General features: G+C 73.6%; 22 protein-coding genes. 8 read left to right on the plus strand and 14 right to left on the minus strand.

The annotated features are described in order from the left end of the window. Nucleotides 1-9 precede the first annotated feature (9 nt). Nucleotides 10-1,536, plus strand: coding sequence for an apolipoprotein N-acyltransferase (gene lnt, locus ABZX65_RS06850; protein ID WP_355335632.1), 1,527 nt, complete (start codon nucleotides 10-12; stop codon nucleotides 1,534-1,536). Here lnt and ABZX65_RS06855 read toward each other — a convergent pair. Then, on the minus strand, nucleotides 1,508-2,428 hold the full coding sequence (locus tag ABZX65_RS06855) for a Gfo/Idh/MocA family oxidoreductase (RefSeq protein WP_355335634.1): 921 nt from the start codon (nucleotides 2,426-2,428) through the stop codon (nucleotides 1,508-1,510). The two genes, lnt and ABZX65_RS06855, sit on opposite strands and share 29 nt — an antisense overlap. 206 nt (nucleotides 2,429-2,634) lie before the next feature. On the opposite strand from ABZX65_RS06855, the gene ABZX65_RS06860 reads away from it, so the two are divergent. Continuing rightward, nucleotides 2,635-3,123 carry a hypothetical protein gene (locus ABZX65_RS06860; RefSeq protein ID WP_355335637.1) on the plus strand — a complete coding sequence of 163 codons (489 nt, stop codon included), beginning with the start codon at nucleotides 2,635-2,637 and terminating at the stop codon, nucleotides 3,121-3,123. A gap of 152 nt (nucleotides 3,124-3,275) precedes the next feature. On the opposite strand, the gene ABZX65_RS06865 is transcribed toward ABZX65_RS06860, so the two are convergent. The 7 genes from ABZX65_RS06865 to ABZX65_RS06895 form a co-directional block, all read right to left on the minus strand. Beyond that, nucleotides 3,276-3,773 carry a hypothetical protein gene (locus ABZX65_RS06865; protein ID WP_355335640.1) on the minus strand — a complete coding sequence of 166 codons (498 nt, stop codon included), beginning with the start codon at nucleotides 3,771-3,773 and terminating at the stop codon, nucleotides 3,276-3,278. Nucleotides 3,774-3,839: 66 nt separating this feature from the next. Next, nucleotides 3,840-4,520, minus strand: coding sequence for a uracil-DNA glycosylase (gene ung, locus ABZX65_RS06870; RefSeq protein WP_355335794.1), 681 nt, complete (start codon nucleotides 4,518-4,520; stop codon nucleotides 3,840-3,842). Nucleotides 4,521-4,676: 156 nt separating this feature from the next. Further along, complete coding sequence (locus ABZX65_RS06875) at nucleotides 4,677-5,642, minus strand: aldo/keto reductase (RefSeq protein ID WP_355335643.1); 966 nt, start codon at nucleotides 5,640-5,642, stop codon at nucleotides 4,677-4,679. Nucleotides 5,643-5,801: 159 nt separating this feature from the next. Then, nucleotides 5,802-6,560: an SDR family oxidoreductase gene (locus ABZX65_RS06880; protein ID WP_355335646.1), complete on the minus strand. Its 759-nt coding sequence runs from the start codon at nucleotides 6,558-6,560 to the stop codon at nucleotides 5,802-5,804. A gap of 58 nt (nucleotides 6,561-6,618) precedes the next feature. Beyond that, nucleotides 6,619-7,380, minus strand: a complete 762-nt coding sequence (fabG, locus tag ABZX65_RS06885; protein ID WP_355335648.1) for a 3-oxoacyl-ACP reductase FabG — start codon at nucleotides 7,378-7,380, stop codon at nucleotides 6,619-6,621. 164 nt (nucleotides 7,381-7,544) lie between these two features. Then, complete coding sequence (locus ABZX65_RS06890) at nucleotides 7,545-7,928, minus strand: DUF3037 domain-containing protein (RefSeq protein ID WP_355335651.1); 384 nt, start codon at nucleotides 7,926-7,928, stop codon at nucleotides 7,545-7,547. Continuing rightward, on the minus strand, nucleotides 7,925-8,746 hold the full coding sequence (locus tag ABZX65_RS06895; RefSeq protein ID WP_355335654.1) for a HipA family kinase: 822 nt from the start codon (nucleotides 8,744-8,746) through the stop codon (nucleotides 7,925-7,927). The genes ABZX65_RS06890 and ABZX65_RS06895 overlap by 4 nt, the downstream gene beginning before the upstream one ends. Before the next feature lie 30 nt (nucleotides 8,747-8,776). On the opposite strand from ABZX65_RS06895, the gene ABZX65_RS06900 reads away from it, so the two are divergent. Both ABZX65_RS06900 and ABZX65_RS06905 read left to right on the plus strand, forming a co-directional pair. Next, nucleotides 8,777-10,924, plus strand: a complete 2,148-nt coding sequence (locus ABZX65_RS06900) for a prolyl oligopeptidase family serine peptidase (protein WP_355335657.1) — start codon at nucleotides 8,777-8,779, stop codon at nucleotides 10,922-10,924. A gap of 76 nt (nucleotides 10,925-11,000) precedes the next feature. After that, the gene (locus tag ABZX65_RS06905) at nucleotides 11,001-11,531 is read left to right on the plus strand and encodes a Rieske (2Fe-2S) protein (RefSeq protein ID WP_355335660.1); all 531 of its coding nucleotides are present in this window, start codon (nucleotides 11,001-11,003) and stop codon (nucleotides 11,529-11,531) included. Between the two features lie 176 nt (nucleotides 11,532-11,707). On the opposite strand, the gene ABZX65_RS06910 is transcribed toward ABZX65_RS06905, so the two are convergent. After that, complete coding sequence (locus tag ABZX65_RS06910; protein ID WP_355335663.1) at nucleotides 11,708-12,337, minus strand: isochorismatase family protein; 630 nt, start codon at nucleotides 12,335-12,337, stop codon at nucleotides 11,708-11,710. A gap of 142 nt (nucleotides 12,338-12,479) precedes the next feature. Here ABZX65_RS06910 and ABZX65_RS06915 point away from each other — a divergent pair, with 142 nt between their 5' ends. After that, nucleotides 12,480-12,974, plus strand: a complete 495-nt coding sequence (locus tag ABZX65_RS06915) for a pyridoxamine 5'-phosphate oxidase family protein (protein WP_355335666.1) — start codon at nucleotides 12,480-12,482, stop codon at nucleotides 12,972-12,974. An 82-nt stretch (nucleotides 12,975-13,056) separates the two neighbouring features. Here ABZX65_RS06915 and ABZX65_RS06920 read toward each other — a convergent pair whose 3' ends face one another. Beyond that, nucleotides 13,057-13,962, minus strand: coding sequence for a LysR family transcriptional regulator (locus ABZX65_RS06920; RefSeq protein ID WP_355335669.1), 906 nt, complete (start codon nucleotides 13,960-13,962; stop codon nucleotides 13,057-13,059). A 72-nt stretch (nucleotides 13,963-14,034) separates the two neighbouring features. Between ABZX65_RS06920 and ABZX65_RS06925 the strand changes: the two genes are divergently transcribed. After that, nucleotides 14,035-15,174 carry a DMT family transporter gene (locus tag ABZX65_RS06925; protein ID WP_355335672.1) on the plus strand — a complete coding sequence of 380 codons (1,140 nt, stop codon included), beginning with the start codon at nucleotides 14,035-14,037 and terminating at the stop codon, nucleotides 15,172-15,174. On the opposite strand, the gene ABZX65_RS06930 is transcribed toward ABZX65_RS06925, so the two are convergent. Beyond that, a complete protein-coding gene (locus ABZX65_RS06930; RefSeq protein ID WP_355335675.1) occupies nucleotides 15,165-16,514 on the minus strand; it encodes an aminotransferase class I/II-fold pyridoxal phosphate-dependent enzyme in 1,350 nt (449 codons plus the stop codon). The genes ABZX65_RS06925 and ABZX65_RS06930 overlap by 10 nt on opposite strands. A 35-nt stretch (nucleotides 16,515-16,549) precedes the next feature. Between ABZX65_RS06930 and ABZX65_RS06935 the strand changes: the two genes are divergently transcribed. Then, nucleotides 16,550-17,224 (plus strand): pyridoxamine 5'-phosphate oxidase family protein, encoded by a 675-nt coding sequence (locus tag ABZX65_RS06935; RefSeq protein ID WP_355335677.1) that lies wholly within the window; start codon nucleotides 16,550-16,552, stop codon nucleotides 17,222-17,224. 10 nt (nucleotides 17,225-17,234) lie between these two features. Continuing rightward, nucleotides 17,235-17,921, plus strand: coding sequence for an FMN-binding negative transcriptional regulator (locus tag ABZX65_RS06940; protein ID WP_355335680.1), 687 nt, complete (start codon nucleotides 17,235-17,237; stop codon nucleotides 17,919-17,921). Between the two features lie 4 nt (nucleotides 17,922-17,925). Here ABZX65_RS06940 and ABZX65_RS06945 read toward each other — a convergent pair whose 3' ends face one another. The 3 genes from ABZX65_RS06945 to ABZX65_RS06955 all read right to left on the minus strand — a co-directional run bounded on the left by ABZX65_RS06945 (nucleotide 17,926) and on the right by ABZX65_RS06955 (nucleotide 20,934). Beyond that, nucleotides 17,926-18,903, minus strand: coding sequence for an EamA family transporter (locus tag ABZX65_RS06945; protein ID WP_355335682.1), 978 nt, complete (start codon nucleotides 18,901-18,903; stop codon nucleotides 17,926-17,928). A gap of 543 nt (nucleotides 18,904-19,446) precedes the next feature. Next, nucleotides 19,447-20,406 carry an EamA family transporter gene (locus tag ABZX65_RS06950; protein ID WP_355335685.1) on the minus strand — a complete coding sequence of 320 codons (960 nt, stop codon included), beginning with the start codon at nucleotides 20,404-20,406 and terminating at the stop codon, nucleotides 19,447-19,449. Between the two features lie 12 nt (nucleotides 20,407-20,418). Continuing rightward, the gene (locus tag ABZX65_RS06955) at nucleotides 20,419-20,934 is read right to left on the minus strand and encodes a Clp protease N-terminal domain-containing protein (protein ID WP_355335688.1); all 516 of its coding nucleotides are present in this window, start codon (nucleotides 20,932-20,934) and stop codon (nucleotides 20,419-20,421) included. Nucleotides 20,935-20,981: the final 47 nt, after the last annotated feature.

Below are 20,981 nucleotides of genomic sequence, written 5' to 3' on the forward strand. Positions count from 1 at the left end.
GGAGCACGCATGACGGTGACGGCCCAGGAGCAGCGGTCACGGCTGTCCTCGCCGTGGGCGCGCGGGCTGGGCGCCGCCGCCGCCGGGGCGCTCCCGGCGCTCGCCTTCCCCGCGCCGTCGCTGTGGTGGCTGGCGTACGTGGCGCTAGTGCCGTGGATGCTGCTGGTGCGCTCCGCGGGCAGTGCGCGGCGGGCGGCGCTGGACGGCTGGCTGGGCGGCGCGGGCTTCATGCTGGCGGTGCACCACTGGCTCTTCGCGAGTCTGAACGTGTTCATCGTCGTGCTCGCCCTGCTGCTGGGCGCGCTGTGGGCGCCGTGGGGCTGGCTGGTGCGCAGGCTGCTCGGCGAGGGCACCGGGTCGCGGCGGGCCGCGGCGGCGATGGTGCTGGTGCCGTGCGGCTGGCTGATGGTGGAGCTGGTGCGCTCCTGGCAGTATCTCGGCGGCCCCTGGGGACTGCTGGGCGCCAGCCAGTGGCAGGTGCGGCCCGCGCTGCGGCTGGCCTCCGTCGGCGGGGTGTGGCTGGTCAGCCTCCTGGTGGTGCTCGTCAACACCGCGCTGACCGCGCTCGTCGCGGTGCCCGCCGTCCGCAGGCCCGCGGCGACCGCGCTGGCCACGGCCGCCGTGCTGACCGGCATGGTGTGGCTGTGGGCGCCGCACCCGCAGCAGTCCGGCGCCGTGCGGGTCGCGGTCGTCCAGCCGGGCATCGTCGTGGGCCCCGAGGCCCGGATCGACCGGCAGGTGGCGCTCACCCGCGGCCTGGTGGGCAGCCACCCGGATCTCGTGGTCTGGGGCGAGAGCAGCGTCGGCTTCGACCTCACCTCCCGGCCCCAGCTGGCGGAGGAGCTGGCGGCCCTCTCCCAGCAGGTCGGCGCCGACATCCTGGTCAATGTGGACGCGGAGCGCGCGGACGGCACCGGCATCTCCAAGACGTCGGTGCTGATCGGCCCGGACGGCGTCACCGGACCCACGTACGACAAGATGCGGCTGGTGCCGTTCGGCGAGTACATCCCCTTCCGGTCGCTGCTCGGCTGGGCCACCTCGGTCGGCAAGGCCGCGGGTGAGGACCGGCAGCGCGGCGACCACCAGGTCGTGATGGACACCGGAACGGTACGGATCGGGCCGCTGATCTGCTTCGAGTCCGCCTTCGCCGACATGAGCCGCAATCTCGCGGACAAGGGCGCCCAGGTGCTGGTGGCGCAGTCGTCCACGTCGTCGTTCCAGGGGTCGTGGGCGCCCGCGCAGCACGCCTCGCTCGCGGCACTGCGGGCAGCGGAGAGCTGGCGGCCGATGGTGCACGCGACCCTGACCGGGATCAGCGCCGTCTACGACGCGAACGGCCACCCGGTCGGGCAGCGGATCAGCGAGAGCAGCAGTACGGCGCGGGTCTACGCGGTGCCGCTGGCCACCGGCCGCAGCCCGTACGACCGGTTCGGCGACTGGGTGCCGCGTCTGGCGCTGCTGCTGGTCGTGCTGGCCGCCGCCTACGAGATCCGGCGCGTGGTGCTGGTCAGGCGGTCAGCTCCCGGACCTCGGTGACGACCCGCTCGCACAGCTCGTGGGTGCGCAGCGCGTCCTGGGCGTCGAGGTGCTTGCCCGCGCGGACGGCGTCGAGGAAGGCCAGGGTGATCTGCTCGATGCCGCGCTGCCGGGCCACCGGCACCCAGTCGCCCCGGCGGCGTACCGTCGGCTGGCCCTTGTGGTCGATGACCTCGGCGAGATTCAGCACCTGACGGCGGGTGTCGTCACCGCTGACGTCCAGGCTCTCCTCGGTGGACCCGCTCATCCGGTTCATGGAGCCGATCGCGGTGAAACCGTCACCCGACAGGTGCAGCACGATGTGGTGGACGAGGCCGGCACGGACCTTGGCGGAGACGTGGACGTCCCGGACGGTGCCGGGGGCCAGGAAGCGCAAGGTGTCGACGACGTGGATGAAGTCGTCGAAGATCATCCCGCGGGCCTCTTCGGGGAGGCCGACGCGGTTCTTCTGCATGAGGATCAGGTCGCGCGGGTGGTCGAGACACTGCGCGTAGGCGGGCGCGTAACGGCGGTTGAAGCCCGCCATGAGCGGGACGCCGCGCTCCTCGGCGAGGGCCACCAGTTGCCGTGCGCCGTCCAGATCGCGGGCGAGCGGCTTGTCGACGTAGACGGGGACGCCCGCTTCGATCAGCCGTCCGGCGATCTCGACGTGGAGGTCGGTGGGCGCGTGCACGAAGGCGGCGTCGAGGCCCTGGTCGAGCAGCGTGTCCAGTGAGGTGTGGCGGTGCGGCAGCCGGTAGGCGTCGCCGATCCGGTCGAGGGTCGCCGGGGTGCGGGTCTGGAGGTGCAGTTCGAGGTCCGGCTGCGAGGCGAGGACCGGCAGATACGCCTTCTGCGCGATGTCACCGAGCCCGATCACGCCGATCTTCCGTGGGGCGCTGCCGGATGCCATGCGCTGCTCCTGTCGTTCCTTCTCGCGGTGTCCCCGCAGCATACGGGGACGGTTCGGGAACGCTTCCGGGGCCTTCGGGCAGCGGGCGTACGGCGCGGCCCCGCGGCGGACCGGCCCCGGACGGGTGAGCGCGCGGTACGCCCCGCCCGGCCGCTCACCCCTGCGGGGCATACCCGGCTCCGCCATGTTTCGGCACAGTTGTCGGAATGCGCCGCCTACCCGTGGTCGTGTTCCTGGTGGCGGCCTCCGCCGCGGCCGGGTGCACCACCGTCTCCGCTCCCCCGGCCCCCGTCCCCGTCCCCGCTCCCGTGCCCGGCAGGGCCGCGCCGCGGGTGGCGGCGCCGGACGGCGGGCCGCTGGTGCCGCGGCCCGACCATGTGCTGCTGGAGACGGCCGAGCCGGATCCGGCCCCTTCCAGGACGCCCTCGCCCGAGCCGGAGCGCGGTGCCGTTGGGCCGGGCGGCCGACCGGGCGCGGGCCCGTACTCCGCGGGTTCAGGGCCGCGGCCTGGCCCTGAGCCGCGGCACCGGCCGGTGCCGCGCTCCCGCTCGGTGCCGCCGCCGACGTCCCTCCCGCGCGGACCGGCAGCGGCGCTGCACGGCGCCGCCGACGTCTGCGCGCTGGGCGAGACCTACGGCGGCTGGGCGAAGGACGGGGACGCGGCCCGGATCTGCCGTCAGTCCTACGGCCGGTGAGCCGGACCGGACGGGCGGCACGGCTCGCGTCGGCTGACGGCTGACGGCTGACGGCCGAAGGGTGACGGGGGACCGCTGACCCCTGCCCCCTGACGGCTCACGGCTCACGGCTCACGGCTCACGGCTCACGGCTCACGGCTCACGGCTCACGGCTACGGAAGCTGGTCGGAGCCCAGCAGCCGCAACTCCATCCGGGCCACGGCGGCCCGCACCCCGTCCCCGTACGCGTCGTCGGCGAGCGCGTCGCACGCCTTGCGGGCCAGGCCGAGGTGGCTGCGGGCCAGCCGGTCCTCGTCCACCTTCGCGTAGGAGGCGGCGAGATTGAGGTGGAGCGAGGGGTAGAAGCCGCGGATCTGCGCGGCGCCGGTGGAGCGACCGGGGCTGTCAGGGCCGCCGGGGCTGTCGGGGCCCCCGCGGGGCTCGGTGCCGCCGCGCGCCGTGACGGCGTCGGCGGCCCGCAACGCCCGCAGGTCCCAGGCCAGTTCGTCCTCGGGGTCGTCCTGCGTGTCGGCCATGTAGTGCGCCAGCGTGCAGCGGTGCAGGGGGTCGCCCCGCTCCCCGATCTCGTCCCACAGCGCGCCGAACCGGGTTCTGGCCTCCTCCCGGTCCCCGGCGTGCAGCAGCATCACGACCTGTCCGATCCTGGTCATGATCGCGTCCGGTCCAACCGGCTCGTCCCGTCGCTCCACCCGAGCCTCCTCGCCTCACCCACGAAGCTAACTCGCGGACGCCCCGAGATCGGGGATGCGCCAGTCGATCGGGGTGTGCCCCTGGTCGGCGACGGCCTTGTCGATCTGGGTGAAGGGGCGGCTGCCCATGAAGAGCTTCGCCGACAGCGGCGAGGGGTGCGCGCCCTGGACGACGGCGTGCCGCTCGGTGTCGATCAGCGGCAGCTTCTTCTTCGCGTAGTTCCCCCACAGGACGAAGACGGCCGGGTCGGGGCGGGCCGCCACGGCCTTGATGACCGCGTCGGTGAACTTCTCCCAGCCCTTGCCCTTGTGCGAGTTGGCCTCGCCCTCGCGGACCGTCAGCACCGCGTTGAGCAGCAGGACACCCTGATCGGCCCACGGCATCAGATAGCCGTTGTCCGGAATGGGGTGGCCCAGCTCCTCCTTCATCTCCTTGAAGATGTTCCGCAGCGAGGGCGGCGTCTTCACGCCGGGCCGCACCGAGAAGCACAACCCGTGCCCCTGTCCCGCGCCGTGGTACGGGTCCTGACCGAGGATCAGCACCTTGACGCGGTCGAACGGCGTCGCCTCCAGCGCCGCGAAGACCTCGTCGCGCGGCGGGAAGATCCGGTGCTCCTCCCGCTCGGCCTCGACGAATTCGGTGAGTTGCTGGAAGTACGGCTTGTCCAACTCCTCGCCGAGAACGGTCTCCCAGGAGTCGGGCAGCATGCTGGGCACGTCAGGAACCTCCGGCAATCGATCCGTTTGCTACTGCCCCAGAACGTACCGCCACCCACTGACATCCCCGCACCCCCGGCCAACTCACCGGCCGGCTCGCCGATCAGCTCGCCGATCGGCGTCGGCGGCCTCACCCGCCCGCCGCGCTCAGACGGCGTCCAGCCGGGCCCGCAGCTCCGGGTCGAGGTCCAACTCCACGGCGCCCAGTGCCTCTTCGAGCTGCGCGAGGCTGCTCACCCCGACCACGGGAACCACCGGCAGCGCGCCGCCCATCTGCCAGGCCAGGACGACCTGGTTGGGCGTCGCGCCCGCCTCGGCCGCGACCTCCCGCAGTACTTCGAGCCTGCGGTGCGACAGAGGGTGGTCGTACTGCGCGAGCAGTTCCTTGTCGGCGCGGGTGTAGGCGCCGCTCATCAACGGCCCGTACGCCATCAGCGTCATGTCGTCGTTCGAGGCGACCAGGTCCTGCATGTCGTCGCGGGCGTACCACTGCGCGCCCCACTCGCCGCCCGGCACGGGCCACAGGTAGGTGTAGCGCTGCTGCACGCACGTGTAGCCGGGCAGCCCGTGGTCGGCGGCGTACTGCCGGGCCGCGCCGACGCGCCAGGCGGCGTGGTTGCTGCATCCCAGGACGCGGGTGCTGCCGCCGCGCACGACGTCCGCGAATGCCTGGACGGTCTCGGCCATCGGCACGTCGCGGTCCTCGACGTGCGCGTAGTACACGTCGACGTGGTCGGTGCCCAGCCGCCGCAGGCTGCCCTCGATCCCGGCCTCGATCGCCTTGGCCGACAGCCCTTCCCAGGCGTCGGGCCAGACGGCGGTCGATCCGACGGGCGGCCGGGCCCCGACCTTGGTGGCGACGACGGTACGGTCCCGGGCGCCGCGGCTGTGCAGCCAGCGGCCGAGCAGCAGTTCGCTCTCGTCGCCGGTGCCGCCGGGGGCCCAGACCGAGTAGTTGTTGGCGGTGTCGACGTAGGTGCCGCCCGCCTCGGCGAAGCGGTCCAGGATCGCGAAGGACGTGGCTTCGTCCACGGTCGTGCCGAACGGCAGGATGCCCAGGCACAGGGCGCTGACCTCGGGCCCCGCGCCTCCTGCGAGTGTGCGGTAACGCATGTGCGGTCTCCGTAATCCGTAACGTGGGAAGTCCTCGGCGGGCGACCGTCGCGGTCACCCACACGAGGACTGTGCACGTTGGAGTACGGACGAAGGCAAGCACGCGCGTCCGGGCCGCGTTCGTACGGGCCGGCTCGCGGACCCCTCGGACGGCCGCCGCTACGCGACCCCCGCCTGGAGGAACAGCCCGCCGTCGAGGACGAGATTCTGCCCGGTGATCCAGCTCGCCTGGTCGGAGAGCAGGAAGGCGGCGGCGCCGCCGATGTCCTCGGGCAGACCGAGCCGCTTGAGCGGGTACGCGGCCGCGACCTCCGCCTCCCGGCCCTCGTACAGCGCGGCGGCGAATTTCGTCTTCACCACGGCGGGCGCGACCGAGTTGACCCGGACGCCGGGCGCCATCTCCGCGGCGAGCTGCACCGTGAGGTTGATCATCGCGGCCTTGCTGATGCCGTAGGCGCCGATGAGCGGCGAGGGGGCGAGGCCCGCGACGGAGGCGACGTTGACGATCGCGCCGCCGTTCTCCTTCTGCCACGCCTTCCACGTCTGCTGGGCGAAGCCGAGCGCGGAGATGACGTTGGTCTCGTACACCTTGCGGGCGACGCCGAGGTCGAGGTCGGCGAGCAGCCCGTAGACCGGGTTGGTGCCCGCGTTGTTGGCGAGGTAGTCGACGCGGCCGAACGCCTCCATGGTGCGTTCCACGGCGACGGCCTGGTGCGCCTCGTCGTGGGCCTTGCCCGCGACGCCGATGGCGCGGTCGGCGCCGAGCTTCTCGACGGCTTCCTTGAGCGCGTCCTCGTTGCGCCCGGTGATGCACACCCGGTCGCCGCGGGCGACGAGGGCTTCGGCGATGCCGTAGCCGATGCCCCGGCTGGCGCCGGTGACGAGGGCGACACGCCCGCTGTCGGGGGGCTGGGTCATGGTCTGGGGCCTCCGGCCTGTCGGTTGTGGGGGTGTCACTCGGTCGGCGCGGCGCGCGTCAGTCGAGCGGGCCACCGGCCACGTACAGGACCTGGCCGGACACGAAGCCGGCCTGCTCGCCGGTGAAGAAGGCGATGGCGTTCGCGACGTCGTCGGGGACGCCGACCCGCTGGACCGGGATCTGGGTGGCGGCGGCGGCCTTGAAGTCGTCGAAGCCCATGCCGACGCGCGCGGCGGTGGCGGCGGTCATGTCGGTGGCGATGAAGCCGGGCGCGACGGCGTTGGCGGTGACGCCGAACTTGCCGAGTTCGAAGGCGAGGGTCTTGGTGAAGCCCTGGAGACCGGCCTTGGCGGCCGAGTAGTTGACCTGGCCGCGGTTGCCGAGCGCGGAGGACGAGGAGAGGTTGACGACGCGGCCGAACGCGGCGTCCACCATGTGCTTCTGGACGGCGCGGGTCATCAGGAAGGCGCCGCGCAGGTGCACGTTCATGACCGTGTCCCAGTCGGACGCGCTCATCTTGAACAGCAGATTGTCGCGGAGCACGCCCGCGTTGTTCACCAGGATCGTCGGCGCGCCCAGCCCCTGGACCACCTTGGCGACGGCCGCCTCGACCTGCGCCTCGTCGGACACGTCGGCGCCGACCGCGATGGCCCTGCCGCCCGCCGCGGTGATCGTCTCGACGGTGTCCTTGCAGGCGCTCTCGTCGAGGTCGAGTACGGCGACGGCGCGGCCCTCGGCGGCCAGACGCACCGCGGTGGCGGCGCCGATTCCGCGCGCGGCACCGGTGACGATCGCGACGCGCTGCTCGGTGGTGGACATCTGATCTCCTCAGCCCTGTGGTGCGGCGCCGTCCGTGCCCGGCCCGCGCCTGGCACATGAGCGACCGCTTAGTAGGTCCCGTTGCCGAAACCGTAGGAGCGCCGTGACCCTGTGTCAACGCCACCACGGCCGATGTGGCTCAGGGCACGGCTGTGCGAGATGGCTCAGCGCACCAACAGCTCCAGCAGCCGGTCCGCCTCCCGGCCCGCGTCCGCGGTGAGACCGGTGTGGATCGGGCCCGGCTGCACGATGGTGCTGCGCGGCGCGGTGAGCCAGCGGAAACGGCGTCCGGGGTCGTCTCCCGCCGCCTGTCCCGCCCGCTCGCCGCCCTCGCAGATGTCCTCGTAGCCGCGCAGCGCCACCCGCACGCCGAGCACGTCCACCTCCGCGTCCAGGCAGCGCAGCCTGGCCTCGTCCAGGTGCACACGGGCCCCGACGAAGCCCTGCGCGCGGCAGTACACCAGCACGCCCGCGTTGATCATCTCGCCGCGCTCGATCCGCGGCACCACGCGCACCAGCGCGTACTCGAAGACGTCCCGGCCGGTCACTGGGCGTTCTTCCCCTCGACCCAGGTCCGCAGCCACTCCGGCGGCGGCTGTTTCTCCTCCTGCCGAGGCGCGAGCGTGGTCCGCAGGTGTACGTCCCCGGCGCGGGCCAGCAGCAGCTCGCGGTAGGCGCGGCGTACGTCGTCGGGCGAGTCGAACCCCGGCTCGTCGGTCAGCCACTCGTCGGGGACCAGCGCGGTCACCTCGGCGAGCAGCGCGTCGGTGACGAGTGGCCCCAACTCGGCCGCCGCGGCGGCCGGATCGGGCGAGAAGCGGGACAGCGCGTGGTCGGCGGCGTTGTACGGCTTGTCGGAAGCGGCGCGCGCCGTACGCCAGTTGTGGTGCCAGATCAGTGAGGCGCCGTGGTCGATGAGCCACAAGTCCCGGTGCCAGACCAGCATGTTAGGATTCCGCCACGATCTGTCGACGTTGCCGATGAGCGCGTCGAACCAGACGATGCGGCTCGCCTCCGCGGTGTCCACGGGGAAGACCAGTGGATCGAAGCCGAGGGATCCGGGCAGGAAGTCCATTCCGAGATTGAGCCCGCCGCTCGCCTTCAGCAGATCCTGGATCTCCTGGTCGGGCTCGCCGGGCGCGATGGCCGGATCGAAGTGGAAGCGCACCAGCTCCGGCACCCGCAGCCCCAGCCGCCTGGCCAGCTCGCCCGCGATCACCTCGGCGATCAGCGCCTTGCGGCCCTGGGCCGCGCCGGTGAACTTCACGACGTACGTACCGAGATCGTCGGCCTCGACGACACCGGGCACCGAGCCGCCCTCGCGCAGCGGCGTCACATAGCGGATGCCCGTCACTTCTCTCAACATCGCTCCAGGCTAATGGGCCAGAGTCCCCTCATGGACACCGATAACCCGGCACCTGACCTCGCGCGTGACCCGGCGCGCCCCCCGCTCCGTACCCCTTCCGGCGGCCTGCCCCGCCAACTCGCCCGCACCCAGCGCTTCTCGCTCGGCGTGCCCCGCTCCTTCACCCTCTCCCCCGACGGCGGGAGGCTGCTCTTCCTGCGCACCCGCGGCGGCGAGGACCGTACGAGCTGTCTGTGGCTGCTCGCGGACGGCGAGGAGCGGCTGCTGGCCGATCCGGACGCGCTCGGCGCCGCGCCGGGCGAGGTGCCGGAGGCGGAGCTGGTCAGGCGCGAGCGGACCAGGGAACGCAGCGGCGGCATCGTCGCGTACGCCACCGACGCCGCCGCGCGCACCGTCGTCTTCGCGCTGGACGGCGCCTTGTGGACGGTGCGGACCGACGGCGGCGCGGCGCGCCCGGTCGCCACCGCCGGGCCCGTGGTCGACCCGCGGCCGGACCCGGCCGGGCGGCGCGTGGCGTATGTGACGGAGGGCGCGCTGCGGGTGGCGGACCTCGACGGCGGCGCCGATCTGCTGCTCGCCGCGCCGGAGACCGCGGACGTGACGTACGGGCTCGCCGAGCACGTGGCGGCGGAGGAGATGCACCGGTACCGCGGCCACTGGTGGTCACCCGACGGCGGCGCGGTCCTGACCGCCCGCGTCGACACCGCCCGCGTCCGACGCTGGTGGATCTCCGACCCGGCCGATCCCGCCAAGCCGCCGCGCGCGGTGCCCTACCCGACGGCGGGCACGGCCAACGCCGACGTCTCGCTGCACGTGCTGGGCCTGGACGGGAGGCGCACCGAGGTCCGCTGGGACCGCGCGGCGTACGAATATCTGACGAGCGCGGACTGGGACGCGCACGGCCCGCTGCTGGCGGTCCAGAGCCGGGACCAGCGGACGGTACGGGTGCTCGCCGCCGACCCCGGCAGCGGCGGGACACGGCTGCTGCACGAACAGCGCGACCCGGCGTGGGTGCAACTGATCCCCGGCACGCCCGCCAGGACCGCGTCCGGCGCGCTGGTGCACACCGCGGACACCGGCGGGTCCCGGCGGCTGACGGTCGGCGGCGAGCCGGTGACGCCGGACGGTCTGCACGTCCGCGAAGTCCTCGGCGCGGCGGGCGAGTCGGTGCTCTTCACCGCCTGCGACGAGCCGACCGAGGAACACCTGTGGTCGTACGACCGCGAGCGCGGCCCCGTACGGCTCAGCTCCGGTCCCGGCGTGCACACCGGCCTGCGCGCGGGCGGCACGCTGCTGCTCGACTCCCGCACCGAGCGCGGCCACCGCACGACGCTGCTGCGCGACGGCGGTCAGCAGACCGCGGTCGGCTGCCTGGCAGCGGAGCCCGTCCTGACCCCGCGCGTGACCTGGCTGCGGGCCGGTGAGCGGGAGATCCGTACGGCGCTGCTGCTGCCGTCCTGGTACGAGCCGGGCGGCGGGCCGCTGCCGGTGCTGGTCGCCTCCTACGGCGGGCCCGCGATGCGGCTGGTGACGCGCGGCGGGGGCTGGTCGATGTACGAGGCGCAGTGGTTCGCCGAGGAGGGCTTCGCGGTGGTCGTCGCGGACGGGCGCGGCACACCGGCGCGCGGCCCGGCCTGGGAGAAGACCGTGCGCGGTGACTCGCTCAGCGCGCCGATCGAGGACCAGGTCACGGCGCTGCGCGCGGCGGCCGAGCACTGCCCCGACCTCGACCTCGGGCGGGTCGGGATCCGCGGCTGGTCGTACGGCGGCACGCTGGCCACCGCGGCGGTGATCCGCCGGCCCGAGGTCTTCCACGCGGCGGTCAGCGGCGCGGCGCCGAGCGACCAGCGGCTGTACGACACGCACTGGCGGGAGCGTTTCCTCGGCCACCCGGACGAGGAGCCCGCCGCGTACGACCGCTCGTCGCCGATCGGCGAGGCCGCGGACCTGCGGCGCCCGCTGCTGCTGGTGCACGGCATGGCGGACGACAACGTGGTGGTGGCGCACACGCTGCGGATGTCGGCGGCCCTGCTCGCGGCGCACCGCCCGCACCAGGTGCTGCCGCTGTCGAACGTCACGCACTCGCCGACGGACGAGACGGTGGTGGAGGGACTCCTGAGGCACCAGGTGAACTTCTTGCGTGCGGCGTTGAACGTTCCGGAGCGGACGCCCGTATGAGACGGCACGCGTGACACCACGCTGCCGGGCGGTGTCCCTCCGCCGCCCGGCCCCACGAACGGACAGGACGCACCTCATGGCAGAGACCCCCCGATTCTCCGTGCCTCCCACGCGTCGCGGCTTCGTAGCGGCGGCGGGCGGCGTGGGACTCGCCGCGGCCTTGGCCGCCTGCGGCAGCTCGGACGACTCGTCGAACGCCGCCTCCGACTCCGCGTCGCCGTCGGACGCCGGGGCGCCGACGACCTCGGCGGGCGCGGACCCCACCACGTCGGACGCGGGCACGGCGCCCACCTCGTCGGCGGCCTCCGGTGGCGGCGGCACCGCGCTCGGCAAGACCTCGGACGTCCCGGTCGGCGGCGGGAAGATCTACGCCGACCAGAAGGTGGTCGTCACCCAGCCGACCGCCGGGCAGTACAAGGCGTTCTCCTCGACCTGCACCCACTCGGGCTGCCAGGTCGGCAGCGTGTCCGACGGCACGATCAACTGCCCTTGCCACGGCAGCAAGTTCCACGTGGCCGACGGCAGCGTCGCCAGCGGCCCGGCGACGAGGCCGCTGCCTTCGGAGAACGTGACGGTGTCGGGTGACCAGGTGATGCTCGGTAGCTGATCGGTCCGGACCTATGACTTACGGGCTCACGGGCTCACGGGTCTACGGGCTTACGGGCTTACGTCGTCGGCGGCGGTGCCGGGCGCGGCGGGTGGGTGCCGCGTCCGGCGCCGGGCGGCGACCGGAATCCGAGACGGCCAACAGCGCTTCGGGACAACGGTGTTGTGGCGCTCGCGTCACCGCTTCCAGGCGGCCAGGATGTCGTCGGTCGTCGTCACCGTGGCCACCAGCGACAGGCTGTGCCGGACGACGGCCGCCGCGTAGTCGGCGGGGACTCCGGCGACGGCGTCGGCGGGCAGCACCACGTCGTAGCCGAGATTGACGGCGTCGAAGACCGCGTTGGGGACCGCGATGTTGAGCGAGACCCCGGTGACGATCAGGGTCCGGCAGCCGAGGTTGCGCAGCAGCGCGTCGACGTCGGTGCCCGCGATCGGCGAGAGGCCGTGCAGCCGGGTGACCGTCAGATCGGTGTCGGCGACCGGGATCTCCTCGGTGAGCCGTACGGCGTCGGTGCCGTCGAGCTGCTTGACCGGCAGCCGGTCGGCGGCGCGGAACAGCCGGGCGTTGCGGTTGGCGCCGCGCCCGTCCGGGCGGCGGATCGCGACGGCGTGCAGGACGGCGGCGCCCGCGGCGTGCGCGCCCGCGACCAGGCGGCCGACGCGGTCCAGCACGCCCGAGTCGCGTGCCGCGGCGGCCAGTTCGGGCAGCGCGCTGTCGCTCCCGACCACACCGCGCTGGCACTCGACGGTCAGCAGCGCGGTGGTCGCGGGCCGCAGCAGCGCGGCGAGGCGGTCGGCGGAGGTCATGGCGCGCACCATAATTGACGGTCCGTCAGATCGGAAGGGATCGGGGGCTGGACCCTCGCGGTCCGGTGCCGGATGATTCCGGCGGAGGACCTGACATGGGATCAGCTCCTCGTCAGCCATGGGCGATGCGCACGGAGGTGCCATGACCGCCACCCAGCGTCGGGGCCGCAGGATCATGATGAGCGCGGCGGAGATCGACGTCTTCCTCGCCGGACACCGCACCTGCCGGGTCGCGACCGTCTCGCCGGACGGCCGTCCGCACGCGGGCGCCCTGTGGTTCGCCTGGGACGGCACCTCGCTCTGGCTCTACTCCCTGGTCCGCAGCCGCCGTTGGGCCGACCTGCGGCGCGACCCGCGGATCGCCGTGGTCGTGGACGACGGCGAGGACTACGGCGAGCTGCGCGGCGTCGAGCTGTCCGGCTCGGTCGACTTCGTCGGCGAGGCCCCCCGTACCGGCGTGCCGCACCCCGAACTCGACACACCGGAACGCCTTTTCTCCGAGCGGAATTTCGGCCTGCCCGCGATGCCGCACGACGGACGGCACGCGTGGCTGCGGCTGACACCGGAGCGGGTCGTCTCGTGGGACTTCACGAAGATGGCCGCCGCGGCGGCCAGGCCGGAGCCGGGGCGCCCCTGAATCCGCCGGCCGGCGCGAGCCTCGCCGTCGGACCGGATTCCGGAGGCCGCTGCGGGCCGGGCTCCGTACCGCTTCGCCGGGGTCAGTCGCCCACGCGTCCCGCCGAGCGGCGCAGGGCCTCGACCGCCACGCGAATCGCGGGGCGGCGGTCCGCGTCCTCGCGCCAGACGGCGTAGACATGGCGGCGCATGGTGTGCTGGACGGGGGCGATGCGGACGCCCCCCGGCATCGGGTCGCGGCCGAGGCGGGGCATGACGGCGACGCCGAGACCGGCGGCGACGAGCGCGAGCACGGTGGCGTGTTCCTCGGCGTGGTGCGCGATCCGCGGTTCGATGCCCTTGCCGCGCAGGGTGAACAGCAGCCATTCGTTGCAGAAGCCGCCGTCGGGCCAGGCGATCCAGTCCTCGTCGATCAGTTCGTCCAGCTCGATCTGGTCGCAGCCCTCCAGCCGGTGCCCCACGGGCAGCGCGATGTCGGCGATGTCGTCGACGAGGGGCGCCTTGGCGAGGCCGCCGGGCAGCGACAGCGGCTTGTTGTACCAGTCGAGGACGACCGCGAGGTCGATGTCGCCGCGGGCCAGCCGGGCCAGCGACTCCTGCGGCTCCAGCTCGTGCACGACGGTCCTGAGCTGCGGGTGCTCGCGCCGCAGCGCGTTGAGGGCGTCGGGGAACAGGCCCCGGACGGCGGTGGGGAAGGCGCCGGCCCGCAGTTCGCCGACGGCGGCGCCCCGGTGCGCCTCCAGGTCGGCGTGCGCCAGCTCGACCAGGGACAGTATCCGGTCGGCGTGCCCGGACAGCAGCCGTCCCGCGTCGGTCAGCCGTACCCCGCGGCCGTTCTTCGTGAGCAGGGACTGGCCGGTCTCCCGCTCCAGCTTCGCCATCTGCTGCGACACGGCCGAGGTCGTCACACTCAGCACGTCCGCCGCGGCGGACACCGAGCCGTAGGTGTCGATGGCGTGCAGGACGCGCAGGCGCTCCAGACTCAACATGTTAGTAATCCTACGTCGTCCGTGTACAAATTCTCGCTTGTTCTACGAGGTCGAACGCGCCATCGTAGTCGCATGACCGCACCCGCCGAGCCCAGGACAGCCGCTTCCGCTCCCGTCTCCCCGACACCCGCCTCCTCTTCGCCCCGCTCCGGCCGGACCTCGCGCCGCATACCGCGCAGGACCGTCGACTGGCGGATCCGCTTCGCCGCGCTCGGCCTGGTCTGGGGCTTCAGCTTCCTGTTCATGAAGGTGGGCAACGAGGCGTTCGCGCCCCTCCAGGTCACGCTCGGCCGGATGGTCTTCGGCACGGCGGTGCTGGCCGTGGCCGTCTCGGTCAAGCGGGAGCGGCTGCCGCGCGGACCGCGCGTCTGGCTGCACCTGGCGGTCGCCGCGGTACTGCTCAACGCGCTGCCGTTCTCGCTCTTCGCCTACTCCGAGCAGACCATCCCGTCGATGCTGGCGGGGATATGCAACGCGGCGACACCGCTGTTCTCGATGCTGGTGTCCGTGGTCGCACTGTCGGAGGACCGGCCCTCGCGGCAGCGCTTCGCGGGAGTCGGCCTCGGCTTCATCGGCGTGCTGACCGTGCTCGGCGCCTGGCAGGGCTTCTCGGGACAGGACCCCAAGGGCACGATCATGGCGCTCACCGCGGCCTTCAGCTACGCGGTCGGCTGGGCGTACGTGCGCCGCACCCTGTCCGGCACGGACAGCTCCCACCTGGCCATGTCCGCGAGCCAGTTGAGCCTCGGCACCGCGCAACTGCTGCTGGTCACGCCGTTCTTCACCTCGATGCCCGACGCGTACCCGCTCAAGTCGGTGCTGTCGGTGCTGGCGCTGGGCGCGCTCGGCACCGGGGTCGCCTTCCTCATCCAGTACGGCCTGGTCGCGGAGAAGGGGCCGACGATCGGCTCGATGGTCACCTACCTCATCCCGATCGTGGCCACCGCCGCCGGTGTCCTGCTGCTCGGCGAGGCGCTGAGCTGGAACGAGCCGGTCGGCGCCGCCGTCATCCTGATCGGCGCGGCCCTCACCCAGCGCCGCCCCAAGGCCGCGCCCGCACCGGAACCGGACCCGGCCGCCGTGCCCGTGGAGGCCGAGGTCCGGCTCCAGACGCTGATACGGACGGAGGACGCGCTGCCCGCCGCGGAGCCCCGGTCCGCGGCCGAGCCCGAGGCGAACGCACCCGCTTCGGCCGTCAGGGCTCAGCCGTAGCGGCCCGCGCCTGACGCCGCGCCCGGCCCCGCCGGGCGCAGTACGGCGGCGACGGCGTCGGCCAGCGGGACGACGTCGGCGGGGGCGAGCGCGGAGACGGTCAGCCGGATGCCCGGCGGTGAGGCCAGCCGGAAGCGGGCGCCCGGCGCCACCGCCCAGCCGCGCTGGAGCAGCCCGGCCACCGCGCCGGTCTCGTCACTGACCGGCACCCATACGTTCATGCCGCTGCGGCCGTGCGCCGTGATCCCGCGCTCGGCCAGCGCCCGCACCAGACCGTCGCGCCGCTCCCCGTAGGACCGCGCGGTGCGGACCGGATCGACGGCGCCGGACTCCCAGAGGTGGACGACGGCCCGTTGCAGCAGGTGGCTGACCCATCCGGCGCCGAGGCGGTGCCGCCCGCGCACGCGGTCGACGGTCACGGCGTCGCCGGTGTAGAGCGCGAGCCGCAGGTCGGGGCCGTACGCCTTGGCGGTGGAGCGGACCAGCGCCCAGTGGTCGGTGACCCCGGACAGGCAGTGCAGCGGCAGGTCGACCAGTCCGTGTACGTGGTCGTCGTCGATGACCAGCACCTGCCGGTGGTCGGCGAGCAGGGCGCGCAACTCGCCGGCGCGGGCGGCCGAGACGGCCGCGCCGGTCGGATTCTGTCCCCGGTCGGTGACGACGAGCGCCCGGGCGCCCGCCCGGACGGCCCGCGCCACGTCCTCGGTGAGCGGTCCCTCGTCGTCCACGCCGACGGGGACGGCGCGCAGCCCCATCGCCGGTACGAGGTCGAGGGTGCTGCCCCAGCCGGGGTCCTCGACGGCCACGGCGTCGCCGGGCCGCAGATGGGCGGCCAGGACGCGCTCGATGGCGTCCAGCGAGCCGGAGGTGATGCCGATCGGCCCGCCGGGAACGCCGTCGGCGTCGAACGCGGCGCGGGCCGCCGCCGCCAGTTCGGGATCGACCGGGACGGCGCCGTAGAGCGCGGGTGCCTCCGCGTGGCGGGCTGCGGCGGCGGCGAGCGCCCCGTCGAGCGGCGGCAGCAGCGCGAGGTCGGGGTTGCCGGAGGCGATGTCGCGGACGCCCGCCGGGACGTCGATCCGGATCTCGTCACGGGGCGCGGTGGCGGGCCGTGACCGTACCCGGCTGCCGCGCCGCCCCGCCGTCTCGATCACCCCGCGGTCGCGCAGCAGCCGGTAGGCGGCGGCCACGGTGTTCGGGTTGACGTCCAGTTCCTGGGCCAGTTCCCGCAGCGGCGGCAGCGCCTCACCGGGATGCAGCGCGCCCGTGCCGACCGCGCTCTCGACGCTGGCGGCGATATCCGATGCGCCCCGACCTGTGATCCGGTAATCTCCTAGCACAAACCTTATTATGCACTAGTGCAAAGGATCTCGCCATGGCCTCCGCACCTCCCGTCGGATATCCGCCCACCGACCGCACCGTCCCGACCCGCAGCCGCGAACGCGCCGCGTACGACCGGGAGATGGTGCACGGCATCCTGGACGAGGGCTATGTGTGCCACCTCGGCTTCATCCGCGACGGCGCGCCGGTCGTGCTGCCGACGCTCTACGCCAGGTCGGGCGAGCGGCTGTACGTGCACGGTTCGACCGGGTCCCGGCCGCTGCGCGGGGCGCGGGCCGACGACGGGCTCGCGGTCTGCCTCACCGTCACCCACGTCGACGGCCTGGTGCTGGCCCGCTCCGCCTTCCACCACTCGATCAACTACCGCTCAGTGGTGGTGCACGGCATCGCCCACCAGGTGACCGACCCGGCCGAGCGGTCGCTCGCGCTGGACGCGATCGTCGAGCAGGCCGTGCCCGGACGCGCCGCCGACTCCCGCCGGGCGGACGCGAAGGAGCTGGCCGCCACCGCCGTCATCCGGCTCGACCTGCTGGAGGTCTCGGCGAAGCTCCGCACCGGCGGCCCCAACGACGAGCCGGAGGACATCTCGCTCCCCTACTGGACCGGCGTGGTCCCGGTCGCCAGGACCTACGGCGCCCCGATCCCGGCGGACGACCTCGACCCGTCGATACCGCTGCCCGGCTACCTGCCCGGCCGACCGGGAAAGTGAGGGCCGCGGCATGCTGATCCACCCCTGGGACGCGCCCACCTCCGACAGCGAGTGGCAGGAGTGGCTGGCCGTCCACGACTTCGGCCAGCTCACCGTCAACGGCCTCGACGGAGAGCCGCCGTTCGTCCAGCCACTCCACTTCGCCTACGACCCGCGGGCCGGCGCCGACGGTCCCGGACCGGCCGGGCTGGGCGAGGCCGTCACGCACCTCGCCAGCCCGAACCCGATCTGGCGGGCCCTGGAGGCGAGCCCGCGGGTCACGCTCAGCGTCGTGGACGACTACACGTTCATCCCCGGCCCCTGGCACACACCCGAGGGCGCCCCTACGGAACACGGCACACCGACCAGCTTCTACGCCGCCGTCCTGCTGTACTGCACCGCCCACATCGTGGACGATCCGCAGCTCAAGGCCGACCTCCTGCGACGCCAGGTCGGCCACTTCCAGCCCCGAGGCGGCACCGCGCCCGTGGAACCGGGCCAGGAGCCGTTCGGCCGCATGCTGCCCGGCATCCGCGGTGTCCGCCTCGACGTCACCGACGTACGGGCGAAGTTCAAGTACGGCGGCAACAAGCCGGAGCGGATGCGGCGGCGCGTCATGGACCTGCTCGCGGACCGGGACGGGCCGCACGACGCGGCGGCCCGTACCCATCAGATCCGCCGCCTGTCCGCGGCGGCCGACGCCGGGACCGGCGCCTGAGGGCTCACCTCACGGGCGCCGCCCTCCGCTGCGCCGACGCGGACCTGGCCTCCTCGAGACCGAGACCGGTCACGGCCGCCAGCAGGATCACGGTGCCCGTCACCGTCGCGGCCGTGAGATGTTCACCGAGCAGTGCCACGGCGATGACGGCCGCCGAGACCGGCTCGATCAGGGCGATCACCGAGACGGTCGCGGCCCGCAGGACCGCGGCGCCCGCGAAGTACAGTCCGTACGCGGCGGCCGTCGGCACCGACGCCAGGTAGCAGAGCAGCAGCACCGTACGGCCGAGCCCCGCCGCCTGCGGCAACAGCCCCTCGGCCCAGGCCGCGGGCAGCAGCGCCACCGCGCAGATGCCGAACGACCACAGCGAGGTGTCCAGCGGGTCGCCCGCGGAGCCCGTGCGCCCCAGCCACCGGGTGAGCAGCGTGATCGCCGCGTACCCCGTGGCGGACAGCACCGCGAGCAGCACACCGAGCGGCCGTACGCCCGTACCGCCGTCGCCCAGCACCAGCACCGCGAGGCCGCCGAGCGCGCCCGCCACGGCCGCCGTACCGCCGCGCCCGAGCCGCTCCCCCATCGCCAGCCGCGCCACGACCGCGATCAGCACCGGGCCCGACCCGAGCGTCACCACCGTGGCCACCGCAAGCCCGGTGGACTTCACCGCGCAGAAGTACGCGGTCTGAAAGAGCGTCAGGCCCGCGCCGGTGACCAGGATCCGCACCGCCTTGCGCCGCCGCGGCTCCGCCCGCACCACCCGCACCGCGGCGGCCGGACGCACCGCGCGCACCGCCGCAAGCAGCAGAAAGCCGCCGGCCGCCCGCCAGAAGGTCAGCGACAGCGGGCCGAGCCCGCTCCCGTCGTACAACAGCGCCGCCGCGGCGCCCGCCGTGCCCCAGGCGGTGGCCGCGAAAACGACATAGATCAGGCCCCGGTTCGTCGACAGGGCAGCGTCGACCGGGGTGTGAACATGCGTGAGTGACACGAGAATTCTCCCGCGGAAGAGGTGGGGTGAGGTCGCCGGTCGCCATATGCGGACAGCGGCGACCCGGCCGTTCACCTCGAACGCGAGTCACCGCGCCGGGTCCGGCCCCAGGTCTTCCGAAATGTCGCCGCCCGCGTCAGACGGCAGGAGGCGGGAGAACGGTGAGATGCATGGGGGAAGCTTACGTGAGGGGGGTGGGGTCTGGGGGGGTGGGGGCGGGTCGCCACTCGCGTCAGGTCACCGTTGCGGGTCGCCCGCTCGCGTCAGGTCACCGGTACGGCGAACCGTGCGTGGGAGCCCTCTTGCGTTGGCTCACCGTCCTTCCCCCTTTTTTGCCGCCCTCTCGCCTCCGGCGGCTTAGATCCGGTGTCGACGCTCCTCTTCGACGGTCGCTCGTTCCTCGCTCCCTGCTCATCGTCGCTTTCGACACCGGCGCCGCCTTCGGCTCGCTGGCTACCGGCGAACCCCACCTGCGCAGCGGTGCCGCAGGGGCGCAGCCCCTTGTGCAGGGGCACCCGTGCGGCGAACCGCGGCAGGGAGGCGCTAGGCGTCGGCCAAGTCGGGTTCCGGGAGGGGGTCCGGCGTCGCCGCCGGCTTGGCGCGGCTGGCCGTTTGGGCCGTGAAGGCGCCCGCCAGGACGAGGGCGCCGCCGACGACCTGGGCGGCGCCCAGGTGCTCGTCGAGGAGGACCCAGGCGAGGACCGTGCCGACGATGGCTTCGAGGGTGGCGACGACCCCGGCGATCTGAGGGGTGAGGCGGCGGACGGCGAGGACGCCGGCGAGGTAGGCGACGACGGTGGAGACGAGGACGATCCAGGCGACGAGGAGAACGGCCGGTACCTCGCGCTCACCGAGCGCGGACTGCTGCCAGACGATCGCCCAGTCGATGTTCCAGGGGCGGGCGACGACCGAGAGGACGGCGGTGCCGACGAGGAGGCCGTAGGCGATGACGGCGATGGGTTCCGGCGCGTCCGCGCTCTCCGCGCCGTCGTCGGCGAGGACGAAGTAGGCGACTTGGCAACAGGCGGCGCCGAAGGCGAGGAGCAGGCCGAGCGGGTCGAAGGCCAGGCCGGACCAGATCTCGACGACGGCGGCCATGCCGGCGATGGCGAGCACGACACCCAGGGCCGCGGACCGGCTGACGGGGCGGCGCTGGACGAAGCGGACCCAGCCCAACAGCAGGGCGGGGCCGAGGAATTCGACGAGGATGGCGACGCCGACCGGGATGCGGGAGATGGCCACGAAGTACAGGGCCTGGCAGCCGGTGATGCCGAGGAGGCCGAACCCGAGGATCAGTCCCGGCCTGCGGCGGGGCAGTTCGCGGTGGCGCAGGGCGATGGGGAGCAGGATGAGCGCGGCGCCCGCGACGCGCATCCAGACCACGTGCAGCGGGTCGAGCCCTGATTCGATCAGCGGTTTGGCGGCCACGCCCGAGCCGCCGAAGGCGAAGGCGGACACCAGAGCGAGCCCGAGGCCCCCGTTTCGCCGCTGAGTTACGTGCATCGGGTCATGATGTCAGCTCGCGACAGGACCGTCATCCCGGTAGCCGCTGACGTCGAGTCCGGCGGCGCGCAGCACGTCCACGGCGCGGCATTCGGGGTCGGAGGCGAGCGCGTCGAGCAGGTCGATGCCGTCGGCCTGGGTGCGGCCACGGCGGCGGGCGAGGGCGACGGCGTTGCGGATCGCGGCGGCGGCGGACGGGCTCCAGCCGGTGCCGGCGACGGCCTGGACGGTGGGCAGCGCGCCGGAGTCCTCGACGGTGCCGCGCCAGCGCAGCCCGTAGCCGATGCTGCGCTGCACCAGGTAGCCGAGCACGCGGACGACCTGGCCGGTCCCGGCGTCGCAGGCGGCCCGCGCCAGGGGGTCGATCTCCAAAAGGGAGTGCAGCAGGTGGGCGGTGTCGATCTGCTGGTCGCCGTCGCGCGTGGCCCGGCGGCGCGCGCTGGCCGCCACGGAACGCAGTTCGACCGTGAGGCGGAGGTCGTCCGCCAGGTGGCTCAGGTCGAGCGGCGGCCCGTGGTTGCTGTACACGCCATCCACTTCATCAGGCGGCCCCGGTGCGGCGCATCCGCACCGGG

Source organism: Streptomyces sp. NPDC003300 (genome assembly GCF_040610915.1).
Classification (GTDB): domain Bacteria; phylum Actinomycetota; class Actinomycetes; order Streptomycetales; family Streptomycetaceae; genus Actinacidiphila.

Bases quoted from the DNA above. Each gene is read 5' to 3' on its own strand.
- lnt (WP_355335632.1), top strand. From the start codon at position 10: ATGACGGTGACGGCCCAGGAGCAGCGGTCACGGCTGTCCTCGCCGTGG.
- ABZX65_RS06855 (WP_355335634.1), bottom strand. From the start codon at position 2,428: ATGGCATCCGGCAGCGCCCCACGGAAGATCGGCGTGATCGGGCTCGGT.
- ABZX65_RS06860 (WP_355335637.1), top strand. From the start codon at position 2,635: ATGCGCCGCCTACCCGTGGTCGTGTTCCTGGTGGCGGCCTCCGCCGCG.
- ABZX65_RS06865 (WP_355335640.1), bottom strand. From the start codon at position 3,773: ATGACCAGGATCGGACAGGTCGTGATGCTGCTGCACGCCGGGGACCGG.
- ung (WP_355335794.1), bottom strand. From the start codon at position 4,520: ATGCTGCCCGACTCCTGGGAGACCGTTCTCGGCGAGGAGTTGGACAAG.
- ABZX65_RS06875 (WP_355335643.1), bottom strand. From the start codon at position 5,642: ATGCGTTACCGCACACTCGCAGGAGGCGCGGGGCCCGAGGTCAGCGCC.
- ABZX65_RS06880 (WP_355335646.1), bottom strand. From the start codon at position 6,560: ATGACCCAGCCCCCCGACAGCGGGCGTGTCGCCCTCGTCACCGGCGCC.
- fabG (WP_355335648.1), bottom strand. From the start codon at position 7,380: ATGTCCACCACCGAGCAGCGCGTCGCGATCGTCACCGGTGCCGCGCGC.
- ABZX65_RS06895 (WP_355335654.1), bottom strand. From the start codon at position 8,746: ATGTTGAGAGAAGTGACGGGCATCCGCTATGTGACGCCGCTGCGCGAG.
- ABZX65_RS06900 (WP_355335657.1), top strand. From the start codon at position 8,777: ATGGACACCGATAACCCGGCACCTGACCTCGCGCGTGACCCGGCGCGC.
- ABZX65_RS06905 (WP_355335660.1), top strand. From the start codon at position 11,001: ATGGCAGAGACCCCCCGATTCTCCGTGCCTCCCACGCGTCGCGGCTTC.
- ABZX65_RS06910 (WP_355335663.1), bottom strand. From the start codon at position 12,337: ATGACCTCCGCCGACCGCCTCGCCGCGCTGCTGCGGCCCGCGACCACC.
- ABZX65_RS06915 (WP_355335666.1), top strand. From the start codon at position 12,480: ATGACCGCCACCCAGCGTCGGGGCCGCAGGATCATGATGAGCGCGGCG.
- ABZX65_RS06920 (WP_355335669.1), bottom strand. From the start codon at position 13,962: ATGTTGAGTCTGGAGCGCCTGCGCGTCCTGCACGCCATCGACACCTAC.
- ABZX65_RS06925 (WP_355335672.1), top strand. From the start codon at position 14,035: ATGACCGCACCCGCCGAGCCCAGGACAGCCGCTTCCGCTCCCGTCTCC.
- ABZX65_RS06935 (WP_355335677.1), top strand. From the start codon at position 16,550: ATGGCCTCCGCACCTCCCGTCGGATATCCGCCCACCGACCGCACCGTC.
- ABZX65_RS06940 (WP_355335680.1), top strand. From the start codon at position 17,235: ATGCTGATCCACCCCTGGGACGCGCCCACCTCCGACAGCGAGTGGCAG.
- ABZX65_RS06950 (WP_355335685.1), bottom strand. From the start codon at position 20,406: ATGCACGTAACTCAGCGGCGAAACGGGGGCCTCGGGCTCGCTCTGGTG.